This window comes from Aeromicrobium terrae, from assembly GCF_008039565.1.
Classification (GTDB): domain Bacteria; phylum Actinomycetota; class Actinomycetes; order Propionibacteriales; family Nocardioidaceae; genus Aeromicrobium; species Aeromicrobium terrae.
In genome coordinates this window covers 153,047-169,678 of sequence record NZ_VDUX01000005.1, presented here as the reverse complement: position 1 = coordinate 169,678, position 16,632 = coordinate 153,047, and the positions used below count along the sequence as shown (strand labels likewise).

At 70.1% G+C, this 16,632-nt stretch carries 21 protein-coding genes and 3 tRNA genes; 5 read left to right on the top strand and 19 right to left on the bottom strand.

What is annotated here, in order from left to right; all coding sequences use genetic code 11:
• Positions 1–3: 3 nt before the first annotated feature.
• From FHP06_RS11940 to FHP06_RS11890, 11 genes are all read right to left on the bottom strand, one after another.
• Entirely contained in the window at positions 4–837 is an 834-nt protein-coding gene (locus FHP06_RS11940) for an MlaE family ABC transporter permease (RefSeq protein ID WP_147687004.1), read from the bottom strand.
• Positions 838–839: 2 nt separating this feature from the next.
• The gene (locus tag FHP06_RS11935; protein WP_147687090.1) at positions 840–1,559 is read right to left on the bottom strand and encodes an MlaE family ABC transporter permease; all 720 of its coding nucleotides are present in this window, start codon (positions 1,557–1,559) and stop codon (positions 840–842) included.
• Positions 1,560–1,612: 53 nt separating this feature from the next.
• Entirely contained in the window at positions 1,613–2,584 is a 972-nt protein-coding gene (locus tag FHP06_RS11930) for an ABC transporter ATP-binding protein (protein WP_147687003.1), read from the bottom strand.
• A 280-nt stretch (positions 2,585–2,864) separates the two neighbouring features.
• Positions 2,865–3,260 carry a 50S ribosomal protein L7/L12 gene (rplL, locus tag FHP06_RS11925; protein WP_147687002.1) on the bottom strand — a complete coding sequence of 132 codons (396 nt, stop codon included), beginning with the start codon at positions 3,258–3,260 and terminating at the stop codon, positions 2,865–2,867.
• A gap of 54 nt (positions 3,261–3,314) precedes the next feature.
• Complete coding sequence (gene rplJ / locus FHP06_RS11920) at positions 3,315–3,989, bottom strand: 50S ribosomal protein L10 (RefSeq protein WP_147687001.1); 675 nt, start codon at positions 3,987–3,989, stop codon at positions 3,315–3,317.
• Between the two features lie 447 nt (positions 3,990–4,436).
• Positions 4,437–5,276, bottom strand: coding sequence for a hypothetical protein (locus FHP06_RS11915; RefSeq protein WP_147687000.1), 840 nt, complete (start codon positions 5,274–5,276; stop codon positions 4,437–4,439).
• Positions 5,277–5,367: 91 nt separating this feature from the next.
• Complete coding sequence (rplA, locus tag FHP06_RS11910; RefSeq protein ID WP_147686999.1) at positions 5,368–6,084, bottom strand: 50S ribosomal protein L1; 717 nt, start codon at positions 6,082–6,084, stop codon at positions 5,368–5,370.
• Positions 6,085–6,153: 69 nt separating this feature from the next.
• On the bottom strand, positions 6,154–6,582 hold the full coding sequence (gene rplK / locus FHP06_RS11905) for a 50S ribosomal protein L11 (RefSeq protein WP_147686998.1): 429 nt from the start codon (positions 6,580–6,582) through the stop codon (positions 6,154–6,156).
• Between the two features lie 57 nt (positions 6,583–6,639).
• Complete coding sequence (gene nusG / locus FHP06_RS11900; RefSeq protein ID WP_407921293.1) at positions 6,640–7,548, bottom strand: transcription termination/antitermination protein NusG; 909 nt, start codon at positions 7,546–7,548, stop codon at positions 6,640–6,642.
• Between the two features lie 17 nt (positions 7,549–7,565).
• On the bottom strand, positions 7,566–7,784 hold the full coding sequence (gene secE / locus FHP06_RS11895; RefSeq protein ID WP_192609231.1) for a preprotein translocase subunit SecE: 219 nt from the start codon (positions 7,782–7,784) through the stop codon (positions 7,566–7,568).
• A gap of 58 nt (positions 7,785–7,842) precedes the next feature.
• Positions 7,843–7,915, bottom strand: a tRNA-Trp gene (locus FHP06_RS11890).
• A 111-nt stretch (positions 7,916–8,026) separates the two neighbouring features.
• On the opposite strand from FHP06_RS11890, the gene FHP06_RS11885 reads away from it, so the two are divergent.
• The 3 genes from FHP06_RS11885 to FHP06_RS11875 are packed head-to-tail and all read left to right on the top strand — an operon-like array spanning position 8,027 to position 10,796.
• Positions 8,027–9,436 carry an NAD-dependent malic enzyme gene (locus FHP06_RS11885; protein ID WP_147686996.1) on the top strand — a complete coding sequence of 470 codons (1,410 nt, stop codon included), beginning with the start codon at positions 8,027–8,029 and terminating at the stop codon, positions 9,434–9,436.
• Positions 9,433–10,458, top strand: a complete 1,026-nt coding sequence (locus tag FHP06_RS11880; RefSeq protein ID WP_147686995.1) for an adenosine deaminase — start codon at positions 9,433–9,435, stop codon at positions 10,456–10,458. Before FHP06_RS11885 ends, FHP06_RS11880 begins: the two co-directional genes overlap by 4 nt.
• Positions 10,455–10,796, top strand: a complete 342-nt coding sequence (locus FHP06_RS11875) for a DUF4190 domain-containing protein (RefSeq protein WP_147686994.1) — start codon at positions 10,455–10,457, stop codon at positions 10,794–10,796. The genes FHP06_RS11880 and FHP06_RS11875 overlap by 4 nt, the downstream gene beginning before the upstream one ends.
• On the opposite strand, the gene FHP06_RS11870 is transcribed toward FHP06_RS11875, so the two are convergent.
• The 5 genes from FHP06_RS11870 to FHP06_RS11850 all read right to left on the bottom strand — a co-directional run bounded on the left by FHP06_RS11870 (position 10,793) and on the right by FHP06_RS11850 (position 12,988).
• The gene (locus tag FHP06_RS11870; protein ID WP_147686993.1) at positions 10,793–11,812 is read right to left on the bottom strand and encodes a UDP-N-acetylmuramate dehydrogenase; all 1,020 of its coding nucleotides are present in this window, start codon (positions 11,810–11,812) and stop codon (positions 10,793–10,795) included. The genes FHP06_RS11875 and FHP06_RS11870 overlap by 4 nt on opposite strands.
• Before the next feature lie 20 nt (positions 11,813–11,832).
• Positions 11,833–12,003 (bottom strand): 50S ribosomal protein L33, encoded by a 171-nt coding sequence (gene rpmG, locus FHP06_RS11865; RefSeq protein WP_147686992.1) that lies wholly within the window; start codon positions 12,001–12,003, stop codon positions 11,833–11,835.
• A 49-nt stretch (positions 12,004–12,052) separates the two neighbouring features.
• A tRNA-Met gene (locus FHP06_RS11860) sits at positions 12,053–12,129 on the bottom strand.
• 30 nt (positions 12,130–12,159) lie between these two features.
• Positions 12,160–12,232 (bottom strand) — tRNA-Thr (locus FHP06_RS11855).
• Positions 12,233–12,286: 54 nt separating this feature from the next.
• Positions 12,287–12,988: a TetR/AcrR family transcriptional regulator gene (locus FHP06_RS11850; RefSeq protein ID WP_187271912.1), complete on the bottom strand. Its 702-nt coding sequence runs from the start codon at positions 12,986–12,988 to the stop codon at positions 12,287–12,289.
• A 59-nt stretch (positions 12,989–13,047) separates the two neighbouring features.
• On the opposite strand from FHP06_RS11850, the gene FHP06_RS11845 reads away from it, so the two are divergent.
• The gene (locus FHP06_RS11845) at positions 13,048–14,577 is read left to right on the top strand and encodes an MFS transporter (RefSeq protein WP_222706462.1); all 1,530 of its coding nucleotides are present in this window, start codon (positions 13,048–13,050) and stop codon (positions 14,575–14,577) included.
• On the opposite strand, the gene FHP06_RS11840 is transcribed toward FHP06_RS11845, so the two are convergent.
• Positions 14,522–15,547 (bottom strand): quinone-dependent dihydroorotate dehydrogenase, encoded by a 1,026-nt coding sequence (locus FHP06_RS11840; protein WP_230973497.1) that lies wholly within the window; start codon positions 15,545–15,547, stop codon positions 14,522–14,524. The genes FHP06_RS11845 and FHP06_RS11840 overlap by 56 nt on opposite strands.
• A 44-nt stretch (positions 15,548–15,591) precedes the next feature.
• On the opposite strand from FHP06_RS11840, the gene FHP06_RS11835 reads away from it, so the two are divergent.
• Entirely contained in the window at positions 15,592–16,089 is a 498-nt protein-coding gene (locus tag FHP06_RS11835) for a hypothetical protein (RefSeq protein WP_147686990.1), read from the top strand.
• Positions 16,090–16,095: 6 nt separating this feature from the next.
• On the opposite strand, the gene FHP06_RS11830 is transcribed toward FHP06_RS11835, so the two are convergent.
• Positions 16,096–16,341 carry a hypothetical protein gene (locus FHP06_RS11830; RefSeq protein WP_147686989.1) on the bottom strand — a complete coding sequence of 82 codons (246 nt, stop codon included), beginning with the start codon at positions 16,339–16,341 and terminating at the stop codon, positions 16,096–16,098.
• Position 16,342: 1 nt separating this feature from the next.
• Positions 16,343–16,594 (bottom strand): DUF4242 domain-containing protein, encoded by a 252-nt coding sequence (locus tag FHP06_RS11825; RefSeq protein WP_147686988.1) that lies wholly within the window; start codon positions 16,592–16,594, stop codon positions 16,343–16,345.
• Positions 16,595–16,632: the final 38 nt, after the last annotated feature.

The window sequence follows — 16,632 nt, the reverse complement described above, 5'->3', positions numbered from 1 at the left end:
GTCTCAGCCCGCCAGTCTGACGGTGACGGTGGTGCCCCAGATCGCCATGGAGGCGAGGAGGTCGACCACGTTGATGGCCACGATCGAGGTTCGGACGGCACGGCCCACGGCCACGCCCACGCCGGCGGGGCCGCCGCTGGCGTAGTAGCCGTAGTAGCAGTGGATGAGGATCACGACGACGGCGAAGATCAGCACCTTGCCGAACGACCACAGGACGTCGCCCGGTGGTAGGAACGTCGTGAAGTAGTGGTCGTAAGTGCCGCTGGACTGCCCGTTGATCTGCGTGATCGTGAGGCGCGTCGCGAAGTACGAGGACAGCAGGCCCACGATGTACAGCGGGATGACGGCGATGAGGCCGGCCAGCACGCGGGTGGTGACCAGGAACTGCATCGACGGGATGGCCATCACCTCGAGGGCGTCGACCTCCTCGGAGATGCGCATGGCGCCGAGCTGCGCGGTGAAGCCGCAGCCGACGGTGGCCGCGAGGGCGATGCCGGCGACGATCGGCGAGATCTCGCGGGTGTTGAAGTACGCCGAGACGAAGCCGGTGAGCGCCGCGGTGCCGAGCTGGTCGAGAGCCGCGTAGCCCTGGATGCCGACCTCGGTGCCGGTGAAGAAGCAGAGCGAGACGACCACGCCGATGGTGCCGCCGATGACCGCGAGCGCGCCGGAGCCCAGGGTGACCTCGGCGAGCAGCCGCACGATCTCCTTGCTGTAGTTCTTGATCGTGAACGGCACCGCGGCGAGCACGCGGATGTAGAAGAGCATCTGACGGCCCATGCCGTCGAGGGCCTCCGCGGGACGCTGCGCCAGACCGGCGAATCGGTTGTCAGCCATCGTCACATCCCCTTCGGCGGCACGAGCTGCAGATAGAGGGCGGAGATGAAGAAGTTGACGATGAACAGCAGGACGAACGTGATGACGACGGCCTCGTTCACGGCGTCGCCGACGCCCTTCGGGCCTCCCTTGGCGTTCATGCCCTTGTAGGCGGCGACGATGGCGGCGATGAAGCCGAAGATGAGGGCCTTGATCATGCCTTGGTACATGTCAGGCAATTGGGCCAACGCGGTGAAGGACGCGATGTAGGCGCCGGGTGTGCCGCCCTGGAGGACGACGTTGAAGACGTAGCCGCCGGCGACGCCGACGATCGTGACCAGGCCGTTGAGGAAGACCGCGATCATCATGCAGGCGAGCACGCGCGGGACGACCAGGCGCTGGATGGGGTCGATGCCGAGCACCATCATGGCGTCGAGCTCTTCGCGGATCTTGCGGGCGCCGAAGTCGGCGGCGATCGCGGAGCCTGCCGCGCCGGCGATCAGCAGCGCGGTGGCGATGGGGCCGGCCTCGCGGACGACCGCGAGGACGGAGGCGGAGCCGCTGAACGACTGCGCGCCGAACTGCTTGAGGAGGCCGCCGATCTGCAGGGCGATGACCGCGCCGAACGGGATGGACACCAGGGCCGTCGGGACGATGGTGACGGTGACGATGAACCAGGCCTGCTGGAGGAACTCGCGCAGCTGGAAGGGTCGCTTGAACAGCGCGACACCCACGTCCAGCATGAACGCGAAGAGATCACCCGCGACCCTCGCGGGTGCGGCAACACGGGCTGCGCTCACGCACTGACCTCGGCGCCGGCGCCGGGTGCCGTCGACACGTTCTCACCGAAGGACCCGGGAGGCGGGGTGACGCCGTTCTCGCGGCACCAGGCTCCGGGCTCGCGTGCGGCGCGACGCGGACGTCCGTTCGACGTGGTGATCTGCAGCGGGATCGGGGGCAGCGGCGGCATCTTGATGTTCTTCTCCGCCTCGAGCTCGTCGGCGTCCTTCTCCTCGGACATGCCGATCGGGCCGACCCGCTGGGCGTTCAGGAACTGCGCGACGACGGGCTCCTCGCTGGAGAGGAGCATCTCGCGGGGACCGAACATCGCCAGGTGCTTGTGGTACAGCAGGCCGATGTTGTCCGGCACCGTGCGGCAGCTGTTGATGTCGTGGGTCACGATGAGGAACGTGGCGTCGATCTGGGCGTTCAGGTCGATGAAGAGCTGGTTCAGGTACGCCGTGCGGACGGGGTCGAGGCCGGAGTCGGGCTCGTCGACGAGCAGGATCTCCGGCTCGAGGACCAGCGCGCGGGCGAGGCCGGCGCGCTTGCGCATGCCGCCGGAGATCTCGCCGGGGAGCTTGTTCTCGGCGCCGAGCAGACCGACGAGCTCCATCTTGTCCATGACGATGTTGCGGATCTCGGACTCGCTCTTCTTGGTGTGCTCGCGCAGCGGGAAGGCGACGTTGTCGTAGAGGTCCATGGAGCCGAACATCGCGCCGTCCTGGAACAGCACGCCGAACAGCTTGCGGATCTCGTAGAGCTCCTTCTCCTTGCAGTTGGCGATGTCCGTGCCCTCGATCCAGATGTGGCCCTCGTCGGGCTTCAGCAGACCGATGAGCGTCTTCAGCAGGACGGACTTGCCGGTGCCGGACGGGCCGAGCATCACCGAGATCTCACCGGCCGGGAGCGTCAGCGTGACGTCCTTCCAGATGAGCTGGTTGCCGAAGCTCTTGGTCAGACCTTCGATGGCAATCTCTGTTCCCACGGAGGCCCCTCCTTGCTGATCCGCGGTGCACCGACCCCATGGTCGGACGCCTGGTTCACCTGTGACTCAGGACACTCATCCTAACGAACTCCGAGCAGGGAGGTTACGTGAACGCCACGGGTCGATGACCCTCCGATGACGCGGAGGATCCGGATGACCGTATCCCATGTAACTCGGAGTGACAAAGGTCGTCCACCAGGGCGTGAGACGGGTCCCGGACAGCAGAACGGCGCCCACCCCGGAAGCGGGGTGGGCGCCGTCGCTGACGATCAGCGAGAGGTCACTTGACCGAGACGGTGGCGCCGGCGGCCTCGAGGGCCTCCTTCGCCTTGTCGGCGGTCTCCTTGTTGACCTTCTCCAGGACCGGCTTGGGCGCACCCTCGACGAGGTCCTTGGCCTCCTTGAGGCCGAGGCTCGTGAGCGTGCGGACCTCCTTGATGACCTGGATCTTCTTGTCGCCGGCAGCGTCGAGGACGACGTCGAACTCGTCCTGGTCGCTGTCGGCGCCACCGGCGTCACCGCCGGCAGCGGCGGGAGCACCCGCGGCGGCGACGGCGACCGGAGCGGCGGCCGTGACCTCGAAGGTCTCCTCGAACTGCTTCACGAACTCGCTGAGCTCGATGAGCGTCATTTCCTTGAATGCATCCAACAGGTCGTCGGTGCTGAGCTTCGCCATGGTGGCGTCCTTCCTTCGGATGAGACCCCGAGGGGGTCCCGATGTGATCGGGCGTCAGCCCTCGGTCTCGGTCGTGGACTCCGCGCCGGACTCGGCGGCGGCTTCCTCGACCACGGGTGCCTCGTCGGCGGTCGCCTCGGGGGCGGCCACCTCCTCGACGGGTGCTTCGTCGGCGGGTGCCTCGGCAGCAGGTGCCTCCGCAGCAGGTGCTTCCTCGGCGGGGAGCTTGGCCTGCAGGGCCGCGATGGTGCGTGCGGCCTGCGACAGCGGCGCGTTGAACAGCGACGCGGCGTTGCTGAGGCTCGCCTTCATGCCGCCCGCGAGCTTGGCGAGGAGGACCTCGCGCGACTCGAGGTCGGCCAGCTTCTTGATCTCGTCAGGGGCGAGGATCTTCCCGTCGAGGAAGCCTCCCTTGATGATCAGCGGGCTGTTGTCCTTCGCGAAGTCACGCAGGCCCTTGGCGGCCTCGACGACGTCGCCGGTGATGAAGGCGATGGCGGTCGGGCCGACGAGCAGCGACTCGTCCAGCTCGACACCAGCCTCCTTGGCGGCGATCTTCGTCAGCGTGTTCTTCGTGACGGCGTAGTTCGCGCTCCCACCGAGCGAGCGCCGCAGGTCCTGCAGCTGCTTGACGGTGAGACCGCGGTAGTCCGTGAGCACGGCGCCGCTGGACTCGCGGAAGTTCTCCACGAGCTCGGCAACGGCGGCAGTCTTCTCTGCGTTCGCCACGGGTCTCCTTCCAGCACGGGTAGTGGTGCCGGATTCCATGGCCGCCCATGAGAAACGCCCCGGCGCAGGGCACGGGGCGCGCATCGACGTGATGAACGGTTCGTGGGTCCTGCGCGGGCCGCCCTGGCGGGCTCTTCGGGGTCTGCGGGTGCGGACCCGACCAGCGGTCTTCGGCGTCGTCCAGTCTAGGGGACGGCTGCGCCCGGTTCCAAATCCGGAGGTGGCGCGAGCTCTGCGCCCTTCGACAGGCTCAGGATCCGCGGAGCACTGGAGGAGGTCGAGCGCGTCACGCCGAAGGCGTCAGGGTGACGAGACCTGGTGAGAAGTCAGGCTTGCTGTCGTCCAGGGTGGTCTCGATACACGGCCAGCTCGCTGGCGCTCGCGGCCGCACTCGACCACCGGGATGCCGCCTGACACTCGCGGGAGCACACGACCAGAAAGGGGTACCTATCCCTGGCCGAGCTGGGCGAAGGGGTCCTTGTCGGAGATGTCGGAGGCCTTCGGCTTCTCGATGGAGACGTCCTCGCCCCACTTGGAGTAGTCGATCGTCAGCGTGGTGGCGCCCGCGCCGGCGATGTTGGGGATCTCGGAGATCAGGCGGCGCAGCAGGTTGTCGGGGCCGACGTACATCGTGTACGTGAGCGTCTTGGGCAGCTTCGCCGCGTCGGCGCCGGCGGCCTTGAAGGCCTCCACCTTCGACGTGTCCACCACGACCGCGTAGGGCTGCGCCTTGACGCCGTCGAGCTCCTTGGCCGCGCCCTTCTTCTCGAAGCTCTTCACCGCGCCCTTGATCTGGTCGAGCTGCTTCGACGGGTCGATGTTGTCGAGGAGATCGCCGTACTGCTTGCCGATCGGGTTGTCCTTGTCGGTGAGGTCGATCTTCACGAACTTGTTCTGCGTCATCGGGCCGAAGTTGAGGTAGAAGATCTTGTCGACGAGCCGCATCTCGAGCGTGCCCGCCCCCGCCTGCCCGGTGTCCATCGTCATGCCCATGGCGGTGTCGTCCGCGCTCTGGCCGATCTTCACGTCACCCTTGGCCTTGATGGCCTGGCCCGCGACCTCGACGTTCATGTCGATGTGGCTGGTGCCGGCCTTCGTCTGCGCCTTGGTGAGCTCGGCGAAGACGTTGTCCTTGGTGAGCGTCGTGTCGGCGGACGAGCCGACGCTCGAGGAGTCGCCGCTGCCCTTCGTGCCGTCGTCGTCCTTGTCACCGCACGCGGCGAGCGAGACGCTCGCGACGAGGACGACGGTGGTGACGGCGGTCCAGTGCTTCAGGCGAGAACGCATGCGGCCGAGCATAGGTCATCGCAGGTCACGCGCGAACGCAGCGGTCCCGGCACCCTGACGGGTACCGGGACCGGCTAGGACGTGCTGGCTGTCAGGCCTCGTCGTCGACGGCGAAGTTCTTCGTGCGCGCCGGGTCGACGGGGATGCCCGGGCCGTTCGTCGTGGAGATCGTGATCTTCTTGACGTAGCGGCCCTTGGAGCTCGACGGCTTGAGGCGCAGGACCTCGTCGAGCGCGGCGCCGTAGTTCTCGGCGAGCTGCTCGGCGGTGAAGGACGCCTTGCCGATGACGAACTGCAGGTTGGCGTGACGGTCGATGCGGAACTCGATCTTGCCGCCCTTGATGTCCGAGACGGCCTTGGCGACGTCGGTGGTCACCGTGCCGGTCTTCGGGTTCGGCATCAGGTTGCGCGGACCGAGGACGCGACCGAGACGGCCGACCTTGCCCATCATGTCCGGGGTGGCGACGACGGCGTCGAAGTCGAGCCAGCCCTCGTTGACCTTGTCGACGAGCTCGTCGGCGCCCACGTGGTCGGCGCCGGCCTCACGAGCGGCGTCGGCGTTGGCGCCGGTGGCGAAGACCAGGACTCGGGAGGTCTTGCCGGTGCCGTGCGGCAGGTTGACCGTGCCGCGGACCATCTGGTCGGCCTTGCGGGGATCGACCCCGAGCCGGATGGCGACGTCGACGGTGGAGTCGTACTTGGTGCTGCCGCTCTCCTTGGCCAGCCTCGTGGCCTGGAGCGGCGTGTAGAGCGCGTCCTTGTCGATCTTCTCGGCGACCGCGCGGTACGCCTTGCTGTGCTGTGTCATGCCTGGTTCCTTTCACCAGTTGTGGTGCGAGCCCAGCCGGCTCTCCCACGGTTCCTTTTGGGTGGTGCTTCAGTCGGTGGTGACGCCCATGGAGCGGGCGGTGCCCTCGACGATCTTCATCGCCTGATCGATGTCGTTGGCGTTGAGGTCGGGCATCTTGGTGGTGGCGATCTCGCGGATCTGGTCCTTGGTGATCGAGCCGACCTTCTCCTTGTGGGGGACGCCGGAGCCCTTCTTCAGGCCCGCGGCCTTCTTGATCAGCTCGGCCGCCGGAGGCGTCTTGGTGATGAAGTCGAACGTGCGGTCCTCGTAGATGGTGATCTCGACGGGGACGACGTTGCCGCGCATGGACTCCGTCTCGGCGTTGTACGCCTTGCAGAAGTCCATGATGTTGACGCCGTGCGGGCCGAGCGCGGTGCCGACGGGCGGCGCCGGGTTGGCCATGCCGGCCTGCAGCTGCACCTTGACGATCGCTGCGACCTTCTTCTTGGGAGGCATTTCTCTGAGTCCTTGTTTCGTTGGGTTGGTGTCTCGACAGGCTCGACCGGCGAGCGGTCAGACCTTCTGGATCTGGGTGAACGAGAGCTCGACCGGCGTCTCCCGGCCGAAGATCTCGACGAGGGCCTTGACCCTCTGGGCGTCGACGTTGATCTCGGTGATCGTGGCGTGCAGCGTGGCGAACGGCCCGTCGACGACCATGACGGAGTCGCCGACGCTGAAGTCCGCGAACTCGACCTTGGGGGCCTTCGCCGGCTGGGCCGCGTCGCCCGCCGCCTCGGTGGCGGTGGCGGCGACCTCGGCCTCGACAGCCGGGGCGAGCATCTGCTCCACCTCGTCGAGGCTCAGCGGCACCGGCTGGTGCGAGTTGCCGACGAAGCCGGTGACCGACGGGGTGTGGCGGACGACGCCCCACGACTCGTCGGTGAGGTCCATGCGGACGAGGACGTAGCCGGGGAGGACGGTGCGCTTGACGAGCTTGCGCTGACCGTTCTTGATCTCGGCGACCTCCTCGGTGGGCACGACGACCTCGAAGATGTAGTCCTCGGCGTTCAGGGAGACCATGCGGTTCTCGAGGTTCGCCTTGACCCGCTTCTCCATGCCGGAGTAGGTGTGCACGACGTACCAGTCGCCGGGCTGGTTGTGGAGGAGCTCGCGGAACTCCGCCAGGGCGTCCTCGGCGGCGCGGACCGAGTCGTCCGCCTCGACGGGCTCGTCGGCCTCGACCGGCTCGTCGGTCTCGGCGGGGGCGTCCTCGACGGACTGGTCGGCCTCGGCCTGGGACTCGGCGGCGTCCTGCTCGGCGGGAGCGTCGTCCTCGACCGGTGCGACCTCCTCCGGCGCGACGTCCTCGGCGACGGCGTCGTCCTCGACGACCGGCGCGTCAGCCACGTCGTCGGCGGGCGCGTCGGAGACACCCTCGTCGACCTCGACGGTGGTGTCCTTCTCGTTGAATCCTTGCGACACGGTGATCCTTCAGTCCCTCACGCGAAGACCGCGAACATCGCCTTGCCGAACCCGTAGTCGAGGCCGGCGACGATCGCCATCATGAACAGCACGAACACGAGCACGACGAAGAAGTAGTTGACCACCTGGGGTCGCGTCGGCCAGACGACCTTGCGCAGCTCGGCGACGACCTGGCGGTAGAACGTGATCGGCGACGTGCGCCCGGTGGTGCCGGACAACTCGTGGCGTTCGCTCACGGTTCTCACATCCTTCTTGTCAGTGCTTGCACGGTGGGAGTCGTCCGACCGTGCTTCGCACGGCACGAGGGACTTGAACCCCCAACCTTCGGTTTTGGAGACCGATGCTCTGCCAGTTGAGCTAGTGCCGTACGGGGAAGACCTCCGGTGTCCGACCCGAGTGCGGGCATGACGAACTAGCCTGAAGTTTTCACCGGTCAGTCAAGTGTACGGGTAAGGACACGGCAGGGTAAAACCGAGGCATGGACCCCGCTCCGAGCATCTCGTACTCGATCACCGTTCGACTCGAGGTGCCGTCCGGAGGCTCGGCCGTCAGCGAGCTCACCACCACCGTGGAGCAGTCCGGCGGAGTGGTCACGGCGCTCGACGTCTCGCCCCCGAGCTCCGGCGACCGGGAGGGTCTGCGCATCGACCTCACCTGCGCGACGTCGGGCACCGAGCACGCGGACCGGGTGGTCGCCGCGCTGGAGGCGATCGCCGACGTCGACGTGCGGAAGGTGTCCGACCGCACGTTCCTGATGCACCTCGGCGGCGTCATCGAGACCGCCGCCAAGCACCCGTTGCGCAACCGCGACGACCTGTCGATGGTCTACACGCCCGGCGTCGCGCGCATCTGCCAGGCGATCGCCGCAGACCGCGAGGACGCCCGGCGGCTGACGATCAAGCGCAACAGCGTCGCGGTGGTCACCGACGGGTCGGCCGTGCTCGGCCTGGGCAACATCGGGCCGCACGCGGCGCTGCCGGTCATGGAGGGCAAGGCCGCCCTGTTCAAGGGGTTCGCCGACATCGACGCCTGGCCGCTGTGCCTCGACACCCAGGACGTCGACCAGATCGTCGAGACCGTGGCGGCGGTGTCGCCGGGGTTCGCGGGCATCAACCTCGAGGACATCTCGGCGCCCCGCTGCTTCGAGGTGGAGGCCCGGCTCCGCGAGCGGCTGGACATCCCGGTCTTCCACGACGACCAGCACGGCACCGCCATCGTCGTGCTCGCCGCCCTGCGCAACGCCCTGCTCGTCGTCGGCAAGCGCATCGAGGACGTCCGGCTGGTGATGTCCGGTGCCGGCGCGGCCGGCACCGCGATCCTGCGGCTGCTGATCGAGGCCGGGCTCAGCGACGTCGTCGTGTGCGACGTCTCCGGAGTGGTGCACGCCGAGCGCGGCGACACCGACGAGTCCATGCAGTGGATCGCCACCAACACCAACCGCAGCGGCCTGACCGGCACGCTCAGGGAGGTGCTGCCCGGCGCCGACGTGTTCATCGGCGTGAGCGCCCCGAACGTGCTCGACGCGGATGACGTCGCCGCGATGGCCGAGGGCTCGATCGTCTTCGCCCTGGCGAACCCGGACCCCGAGGTGGACCCGATCGTCGCGCGTCGGCACGCCACCGTCGTCGCGACCGGCCGGTCCGACCACCCGAACCAGATCAACAACGTGCTCGCGTTCCCCGGCATCTTCCGCGGGCTGCTCGACGCGCAGAGCCGCGGGATCGACGACAGCGTCCTGCTCGCGGCCGCCGACGCGATCGCCGCCACCGTGGCCCCCGACGAGCTCAGCGCCAACTACATCGTGCCGAGCGTCTTCCATCCCGACGTCCACGCGCGCGTGGCCGCCGCCGTCCGCAGTGCAGCCTCCGGGGCGGCTGCGCGTCCGTGAGGCCCGTCGCCGGCCTGCCGAAGGCACACCTCCACCTGCACTTCACCGGGTCGATGCGGCACGGGACGCTGCTCGAGATGGCCGAGCGCGACGGCATCCGGCTCCCGACAGCGCTCGTGGAGGACTGGCCGCCGCAGCTCGTGGCCACCGACGAGAAGGGCTGGTTCCGGTTCCAGCGGCTCTACGACGTGGCGCGGTCGGTCCTGCGGACGGAGGCGGACGTGCGGCGGCTGGTGCTCGAGGCCGCCGAGGACGACGCGGCCGACGGCTGCGTCTGGACCGAGATCCAGGTCGACCCGTCCGGCTACGCCGCCCGGTTCGGCGGCATCACGGCCTTCACCGACCTCGTGCTCGACGCCGTCCGCGACGCGTCGGACCGCACCGGCCTGAGCATGGCGGTCGTGGTGGCGGCCAACCGCACGCGCCACCCGATGGACGCCCGGACGCTCGCCCGGCTCGCCGCGCAGTACGCCGGCCGCGGGGTCATCGGGTTCGGGCTGTCGAACGACGAGCGGCGGGGCGACACCACCGCGTTCGGCCCCGCGTTCGCGATCGCCGAGCGCGCCGGGCTGCTCCTCGTCCCGCACGGCGGCGAGCTGCGCGGGCCCGCGCACGTCGTGCAGTGCCTGGACAACCTCCACCCGAACCGCCTCGGCCACGGCGTACGGTCGGCGGAGGACCCCGACGTGCTCCGCCGCGTGGCCGACGCGGGCGTGGCGCTCGAGGTCTGTCCCACGTCGAACGTCGCCCTCGGGGTGTACTCGACCCTGGAGGAGGTCCCGGTGCGACAGCTCGTCACCGCCGGCGTCGACGTGGCGCTTGGGGCCGACGACCCGCTGCTGTTCGGCTCCCGGCTGGCCGGTCAGTACGCGGTGCTGCGCGCCGCCCAGGGGTTGACCGACGACGAGCTCGCCGAGCTGGCGCGGATGTCGCTGCGGCGCTCGTGCGCGCCGGACGACCTGCGCCAGAAGGCCCTCGCCGGGGTCGACGACTGGCTCGCCGGGCCGGAGGAGGACGCGTGACGGAGCCGTTGCCGCGCTATCCGGTGCAGCCGGAGCAGCGCCCGGTCGCGCTCAGGCACCACCCGCGAGCGACCGCGGCACTCGCCGTAGGCATCGTGTCGCTGGTCGGCGTGATCATCGTGCTGCCGACGGCCCTCGGTCCGCTGGCCGTCTACCTGGCGGCGTCCGCTCGGCGTGAGATCGATGCCGACCCCGGCCGGTGGGGCGGCCGGTCGCAGGCCACGGCCGGCCTCACCCTCGGCATCATCAGCACGTCCCTGCTGCTGATCCTGACCCTGACGCTCGGGATCAGCGCCCTCGGCCTGGTGCTCGTGACCCACGTCAGCAGCGGGTACTAGAGCGAGACGCCCACCAGCACGGGCTCGGGCACGAGCGTGACGCCGAAGGCGTCGCGGACGCCGTCGCGCACCTCCCGGGCGAGGGCGAGGAGGGCGTCAGTGGTGGCGCCGCCGCGGTTGGTGACGGCGAGCGTGTGCTTGCTCGACAGGGCCACACGATCGGTGCCGTGGCCGCGGGTGAAGCCGGCCCGCTCGATCAGCCAGGCGGCGCTGGTCTTCACCGTGCCGTCGGGCTGGGCGAAGCGCGGCGCACCCTCGGGCAGCGCCTCCGCGTCGACCGCGGAGAGGACCGGGTTGGTGAAGAACGAGCCGGCGCTCCAGGTGTCGTGATCGTCGGGGTCGAGCACCATGCCCTTGCCGCGGCGCAGGGACAGGACGGCCTCCCGCACGTCGGCGGCCGGGACGCGCTCCCCCACCTCGACGCCCAGGGTGCGGGCCAGCTCGGCGTACGCGATCGGGGCACCGAGGTCGCCGAGCGGCAGCTGGAAGGACACGGTGAGCACGACGAAGCGGTGCGGCTCGGCCTTGAAGCGGCTGCTGCGGTACGTGAAGCCGCAGTCGGCGGCGGCGATGGTGCGGACGGCGCGGTCGAAGCGGTCGTAGACGCGGACGGAGGCGATCGTCTGCGCGACCTCCTGGCCGTAGGCGCCGACGTTCTGGATGGGCGTCGCTCCGACCGAGCCCGGGATGCCGGACAGGGCCTCGACCCCGACCCAGCCCTCGCGGACCGCGCGCTCGACGAACGGGTCCCACGGCTCGCCGGCCTGGACGGTGACCATCGCGCCGCTGCAGGCGTCGGCGTCGACCGCGACGCCGCGCGTCAGCACGCGCACGACGGTGCCGTCGAAGCCGGCGTCGGCCACGACGAGGTTGCTGCCCCCGGCGACGAGCAGCAGCGGATCGCCGGCTTCGTCGACGACACGGACGGCGTCGATCAGGTCGGCCTCGGTGGTGGCCTCGACCACCTGGCGGGCCGGGCCGCCGAGCCGCAGCGTCGTCAGCTCGGCCAGGTCCATGAGACGCAGCCTAGGGCGCGTCAGCGGGTCTCGCGGTGCTCCGTGTGCGTCTTGCAGCGCGGGCAGTACTTCTTGAGGTCGAGACGATCGGGGTCGTTGCGACGGTTCTTCTTGGTGATGTAGTTGCGCTCCTTGCACACGGTGCAAGCCAAGGTGATCTTGGGTCGAACGTCGGAGCTCTTGCTCGCCACGGGTCAGCCTCTTCTTCTCGGGTCAAGTCATGCTGGTAGCTGTGCTACTTGGTAGCGGGGGCGGGACTCGAACCCGCGACACCACGATTATGAGCCGTGTGCTCTAACCACCTGAGCTACCCCGCCAGGGAGCCACGACATGTACTCGCAGCCCAGAGCCCCTTTACGGAATCGAACCGTAGACCTTTTCCTTACCATGGAAACGCTCTGCCGACTGAGCTAAAGGGGCGCGCCGACGGTCAAAGATACCGGGTCGGTGCGCGAACTCCCAATCCGGCTCGGTTCACCGCTCCAGGCGGGCCGCGATCCCGTCCAGCAGCAGCCCCAGGCCGACGTCGAGGTCGGTCTCCAGACCGTCCTCGTCCTCGAGCGCGCCGGCCGTGAGCACGGCGTGCAGCGCCGGCAGCCGGTCGGCGTCGACGACCTCGCGGAGGCGGTTGGCCCACGCGGCGTCGGCGCCGGACACGGAGTACTGACGCACGATCTGGGCACTGTGGCGCGCGAGCCCGTCGACCGCCAACAGGCTCGACGACGCGGTCTGCGGGTCGAGCCCGGCGTCGAGCAGGACGCCCATGCCGGCGTCGGTCCAGGCGAGCATGTTCGGCCCGACCGGCGGCTCGGGGTCATGCACGTCGAGGATCCACGGGTGGGCCATCAGCTGAGCGAAGTCGGCGTGGGCCCACTCCTCCAGCCGTCGCCGCCAGCTCCGGCGGGTGAGGGTCAGCGGCCCCATGGCGACGTCGACCATCACCGCGCGCAGGTCGTCGCGGGAGTCGACGTACCGGTACAGGGACATCGTCGTGAGGCCGAGCCGCGAGGCGACCGCGGCGAGCGACGCCGCCTCCAGGCCCTCGGCGTCCGCCAGGGCGATCGCGTGCTCGGCGATCTCCTGGACCGAGGTGGTGGGCTTCGGTCCTCGGCGGCCGGTCTCGGGGCCGTGCCACAGCGCGCGGACGCCCCGCGGCAACGTCGACTCGTCGGCCATGCGCACTCCTCGGAAGAAACTGTTTGTATCATAGACCATTTTGTGTCTACATTCTGTTTATGACCTACACAATGACCGATCGGCACCTCGACCGCCGGCGGGCGTGGACCGCGTTCGGCGTGCTGGCACTGCCGCTGCTCCTGGTGTCGATGGACGTGTCGATCCTCTACTTCGCCGTCCCCCAGATCAGCGAGGACCTGCACGCGTCCGCGACCCAGCAGCTCTGGATCTTCGACGTCTACGGCTTCGTGCTCGCCGGGCTGCTCGTGACGATGGGCGCCGTGGCCGACCGGATCGGCGCGCGTCGCCTCCTGCTCATCGGGGCCGTCGCCTTCTCCGCGACGTCCGTGGGGGCGGCCGTCTCACAGACGCCGGAGCAGCTCATCGCCGCGCGGGCGGTGCTCGGGCTGGGCGGCGCGACGCTGATGCCGTCGACCCTCTCGATGGTCCGCACCCTGTTCCCGGACGACCGGGAGCGCTCGCGGGCCGTCGCGGCGTGGACCGGGATCATGACCGCCGGCGTCGCCCTCGGGCCGGTGCTCAGCGGCGTACTGCTCGAGCACTTCGCCTGGGGCTCGGTGTTCCTCGTCAACCTGCCGGCGATGGCGCTCCTCGTGATCGCCGGGCCGATCCTCCTGCCGCGGACTCCCGGCCGTCCCGGCACCCGCTTCGACCTCCTCGGGTCCGCGCTGTCGCTCGGTGCCGTGCTGCCGACCGTCTACGGCGTGAAGCAGTGGGCCGCCGAGGGCTTCGCTCCCTCACGCCTCGGTGCGATCGTCGTCGGCGTCGTGCTCGCGGTGCTGTTCGTGCATCGGCAGCGCACCGCCGCGGCCCCGATGATCGACCCGCGACTGCTCCGGTCCCGCGCGTACCTCGCCGCGATCGGCGGCAACCTCGTCTGCTCGTTCGCGCTGATCGGCAACGCCGTCTTCATGACCGCCTACCTGCAGCTCGTGCTCGGGTACAGCCCGTTCGTCGCCGCGCTGTGGAGCCTCGCGCCGGCGCTCGCCGTCGGGGCGGTGGCGCCCCTGGCTCCGGTCCTCGCCGAGCGGCTGGGCCGGGCGCGTGCGGCCGGGGTCGGGCTGGCCGCGGGGGTGGTGGGCTTCGCGGTCATCGCCTCGCACGACGCACTCGCCACGATCCTGGTCGGGGCCGGCGTGCTGGCCGCCGGCAGCGTGGTCACGATGACGATCTGCTCGGACGCAGTGCTGGCGGTGCTCGACCCCGCCGAGGCCGGCGCGGGTGCCGCGCTGGGCGAGGCCGCCCAGGAGCTGGGCGGCGCGCTCGGCATCGCGGTCCTGGGCAGCGTCGCGGCCGTCGCCTACCGGAGCGACGCGGCGGCCCACCTGCCGGGCGGGACGTCGGACGGACCCGCCGGGGACTCGCTGGCCGGGGCGGTCGGCCTTGCCGCCTCGCTGCCGGACCGGCTCGCGGGACCGGTCGTCGAGGCGGCACGGCACGCGTTCATCCAGGGTCTCGACGCCGCGGCAGTGGCGGGGGCGGCGCTGCTGGCGGTGGCCGCAGTGATCGCGTTCAGCGGTGGGCGGCGCAGGCCATCCGCGCCGGCCACGCCGGACCCCCGTAGATGAACCCGGTGTAGGCCTGCACGAGGTCGGCGCCGGCGTCGAGGCGGGCACGGACGTCCTCGGGCGTCGCGACCCCGCCGACGCCGATCAGCGCGAGCCGGTCCCCCACGCGGTCGCGGAGGCGCACCAGCACCTCCGTGGCCCGGGGCGCCAGGACCGGACCGGAGAGGCCGCCCGGTCCAGCGGCCTCGATCTCGGCCCTCGGGGTGGTGAGCGAGTCCGGGCGGTCGACGGTGGTGTTGGTGGCGCTGATGCCGGCGAGCTCGAGCTCGAGGGCCAGGTCGGCGACAGCGTCGACGTCCTCGTCGGCGAGGTCCGGGGCGATCTTCACCACCAAGGGGACCGTGCCGACGACGTCGCGCACCGCGGCGAGGATCGGCCGGAGCGCGTCGACGGACTGCAGGTCGCGCAGGCCCGGGGTGTTGGGGCTGGAGACGTTCACGACGAGGTAGCTGGCGTAGGGCGCGAGGAGGCGGGCGCTCTCGACGTAGTCGTCGACCGCGTGCTCCACCGGCGTGATCTTCGTCTTGCCGATGTTCACACCAATGACGGCGTCGCGTCCGACGGCCCGGCGGCGCAGCCGGTGCAGGCGGCTGGCGACCTCCGCGGCGCCGTCGTTGTTGAAGCCCATCCGGTTGACGACCGCACGGTCGTCGACCAGCCGGACGAGGCGCGGCTTGGGGTTGCCCGGCTGCGGTCGCGCCGTGACGGTGCCGATCTCGACGTGGCCGAAGCCCAGTCCGAGCAGGCCGGGGACGGCGCGCGCGTTCTTGTCGAAGCCCGCGGCCAGGCCGAACGCGTGCGGGAACTCGATGCCCATCACAGTGCGCGGCGAGGCGGGGACGCGGACCACCCGCCGGGTGACGGGTGCCGCGGCACGGATGGCGGCGAAGGCCTTGTGGTGGGCGGACTCGGGGTCCATGCCGGCGAACACGGAGCGGAAGAACGCGTCGTACGCCGGTCCGCGAATCACGTGATCAGGCTATCGACGCCCCGGCCGCGACGTACGCTGGGACCGTGCCCAGATCGTTCGCCCCCGCGATCCCCCTCGGCGCCCTCGCGCTCGCCGTGGCGGTCGCCGCCGGCGCGGGCATCGCCTCGGCTCCGTCGTCCGACCACACCAAGGACGTCGCGATGGTCGTGCGTCACCACGACCATGACCGGACGAAGGTGCGCAAGGAGCTCCGCAAGGAGATGCGCAAGGACCTGAAGGAATTGAAGGACCGCGGCTTCCGTGGCCGGGGCCCGGACGGTGCCGGTCCGCCCGGGCTGCGCGGCCACGGCTTCGACCGCGGGTTCGGGTTCAAGGGGTTCGACACGAAGGACCTGGAGCGGACCCCCGCGTTCGCCCTCCTGCCCGACGACCTCCAGGACGACGTCCGCGCGTTGGTGAACGCCGACCCGGAGGACCGCAAGGCGCAGCTCGAGAAGATCCGCGAGAAGGCCCTCGCCGGCGACTACGGCGCGAAGGTCGAGGAGGCCGTCCGCCTCCTCGAGCAGCGCCGCACCCGCTGACCCGGGCTACGACGACGAGGTCGACCGCAGCGGGTGGCAGAGCGACACCGGGAAGTGCAGCTCGCCGTCGGCCACCGCGTCTCGGTGGCTGTAGCAGGGGTAGCCGGACGTGTCCGAGGCTGCGCCGTGGGGCTGGACCTTGGCCGGACCCCCGTCCGGTCGTGCGGTCGCCGCGGACGCCGAGAGGACCGCGGAGACGATCAGGGCGGCGGTCGCCAGGACGGCTCGGCGACGAGACGGCGCGGTGCTCATCTCACGCCCCCTCTCGGACGGCGTGGATCTCGTCTGCGACGAGTCCGTGCGCCTCTCGGTGCACCGCGTGCGCGGCGTCCTCGGTCGGGGCGTCGACGAGGCAGAAGATCTTGCCGTCGTCCTCGTTCACCCAGTAACGCAGGTACTTGACGCCGTGCTTGTCCTGGGTCTGCAGATCCGCCATGTGGGCCTTGACGACGTCGTCGAAGGCGACTCCACCGTCCAGCGAGTGGACGTCCATGAAGAGCGGCATGGTTCCTCCTGAGGTTCGGGGTCCCGGTCGGGACCGTC